Genomic DNA, 2,639 nt, shown 5'->3' on the forward strand with positions numbered 1-2,639 from the left:
CGTGGTCGACGTGGAAGCCGACTTTGCCCTGCGCGCCGCCAGCGAAGGCCTGCTCGAACCCCTGGACTTCAACCAGATCAAGCGCGACAAGATCGACCCGCGGTTCGTCTCCGACCATGGCGTCGGCTCGTTCTTCTTCTCCTTCGTGCTCGGCTACAACGAAGGCAAGCTGGGCGCCAACAAGCCGGTCGACTGGACCGCGCTGTTCGACACCAAGACCTACCCCGGCAAGCGCGCCCTGTACAAATGGCCCAGCCCCGGCGTGCTGGAACTGGCCCTGCTGGCCGACGGCGTAACGCCCGACAAGCTCTACCCGCTGGACCTGGACCGCGCCTTCAAGAAGCTCGACACCATCAAGAAAGACATCGTCTGGTGGGGCGGTGGCGCCCAGTCGCAGCAACTGCTGGCCTCGGGTGAAGCCTCGCTCGGCCAGTTCTGGAACGGCCGCGTCTACGCCCTGCAGCAAGATGGCGCCCCGGTGGGCGTGAGCTGGAAGCAGAACCTGGTCATGGCCGACTTCCTGGTCATTCCCAAGGGCGCCAAAAACAAGGACGCGGCAATGAAGTTCCTGGCCAATGCCAGCAGTGCCGAAGGCCAGGCCGAGTTCGCCAACAAGACAGCCTATGCGCCGGTGAACGTGGACAGCGTGGCCAAGCTGGACAAAGACCTCGCCCCCAACCTGCCGACCGCCTACGCCCAGGACCAGGTCACCCTGGACTTCGCCTACTGGGCCAAGAACGGCCAGGCCATCGCCGCGCGCTGGAATGAGTGGTTGGTCAAATGAAAGTCGCCATCAACGCCCTGCATAACGCGCAAGGTGCCCCCAGCGGCACCGGCGCCCCGGGAACGGCCCCTCGCCGCGTCAGCCTGAGCCAGCGCTGGAAAGGCAGCCGCAACCTGCTGCCGGCACTGCTGTTCCTGGGACTGTTCTTCTTCGCCCCGCTGGTCAGTCTGTTGCTGCGCGGGGTATTGGAACCAACGCCAGGGCTGGGCAATTACGAGCAGCTGTTCGCCAACTCGGCCTACGCACGGGTGCTGTTCAACACCTTCTCGGTGGCCGGCGTGGTCACCCTGATCAGTGTGCTGCTGGGCTTCCCGCTGGCCTGGGCCATCACCCTGGTGCCCAAGGGCTGGGGTCGCTGGCTGCTGAACATCGTGCTGCTGTCGATGTGGACGAGCCTGCTGGCACGCACCTATTCGTGGCTGGTGCTGCTGCAAAGCTCGGGGGTGATCAACAAGGCGTTGATGGCAATGGGCATCATCGATGCGCCGCTGGAAATGGTGCACAACCTGACCGGCGTGGTGATCGGCATGAGCTACATCATGATCCCGTTCATCGTGCTGCCGCTGCAGGCGACCATGCACGCGATCGACCCGATGGTGCTGCAGGCCGGCTCCATCTGTGGCGCCAGCCCGTGGACCAATTTCTGGAAGGTGTTCCTGCCGCTGTGCCGTTCGGGGCTGTTCTCCGGGGCGCTGATGGTGTTCGTGATGTCGCTCGGTTACTACGTCACCCCGGCGCTGCTGGGCGGTGCGCAGAACATGATGCTGCCCGAATTCATCATCCAGCAGGTGCAGTCGTTCCTTAACTGGGGCATGGCCAGCGCCGCTGCCGCACTGTTGGTGTTGATCACCCTGGTGCTTTTCTACCTGTACCTGAAGCTGCAGCCGGAATCCCCGGTCGGCAACGCGAGGTAAACCACCATGCTCCTGTCTCCCAATGCCATGGGCCGCCCGCTGCGTACCGGCCTGTACCTGACCACCGGGGTCATCGCGGCCTTCCTGCTGCTGCCGGTGGTGTTCATCGTGTTGCTGTCGTTCGGCTCGTCGCAATGGCTGGTGTTCCCGCCGCCGGGCTGGACCTTCAAATGGTACGGCCAGTTCTTCTCCAACCCGGAGTGGATGGACGCCGCACTGGCCAGCCTGAAAGTGGCCGTGCTGACCACCATCGCCGCCGTGCTGCTGGGCCTGCCCAGCGCGTTCGCCTTGGTGCGTGGCCGCTTCCCCGGCCGCGAGCTGCTGTACGGGCTGTTCACCATGCCGATGATTGTGCCGCTGGTGATCATCGCGGTGGCGGTGTACGCGCTGTTCCTCAAGCTCGGCTACACCGGCACGCTGTTCGCTTTTGTGGTCAGCCACGTGATCGTCGCCCTGCCCTTCACCATCATCTCGATCATCAACTCGCTGAAGCTGTTCGACCAGTCGATCGAAGATGCTGCGGTGATCTGCGGCGCTTCGCGGTTGCAGGCGATCTTCAAGGTGACATTCCCGGCCATTCGCCCGGGCATGATCGCCGGCGGCCTGTTCGCCTTTCTGGTGTCGTGGGATGAGGTGGTGCTGAGCGTGATGATGGCCAGCCCCGACCTGCAGACCCTGCCTGTGAAGATGTGGACCACCCTGCGCCAGGACCTGAGCCCGGTCATCGCCGTGGCCTCGACCCTGCTGATCGGCCTGTCGCTGCTTGTCATGTTCATTGCCGCCGCCTTGCGCCGGCGCACCGAAGTCAACGCCTGAGCGCGCGGAGAAAACAACAATGAGTGCAGTGATCAACGACAACGCGCACGGCAAGACCCTGGTCAGCCTGCGCGGCCTGAACAAGCACTACGGCGACTTTGCCGCCGTGGACAACCTCGACCTGG

Annotated in this window: 3 protein-coding genes; all 3 read left to right on the forward strand. The window is 64.0% G+C overall.

The window, feature by feature from the left end; genetic code table 11:
- The coding region (locus tag HP547_RS28250) for a polyamine ABC transporter substrate-binding protein (RefSeq protein WP_172288773.1) at window positions 1–784 on the forward strand (784 nt) is incomplete at its 5' end.
- On the forward strand, window positions 781–1,698 hold the full coding sequence (locus HP547_RS28255; RefSeq protein WP_172288775.1) for an ABC transporter permease: 918 nt from the start codon (window positions 781–783) through the stop codon (window positions 1,696–1,698). The genes HP547_RS28250 and HP547_RS28255, both read left to right, overlap by 4 nt.
- Window positions 1,699–1,704: 6 nt before the next feature.
- Entirely contained in the window at window positions 1,705–2,514 is an 810-nt protein-coding gene (locus HP547_RS28260; RefSeq protein WP_172228802.1) for an ABC transporter permease, read from the forward strand.
- The last annotated feature ends 125 nt before the right edge of the window (window positions 2,515–2,639 follow it).

Origin of the sequence: Pseudomonas sp. CM27, from assembly GCF_013179515.1 — a bacterium.
Taxonomy (GTDB): domain Bacteria; phylum Pseudomonadota; class Gammaproteobacteria; order Pseudomonadales; family Pseudomonadaceae; genus Aquipseudomonas.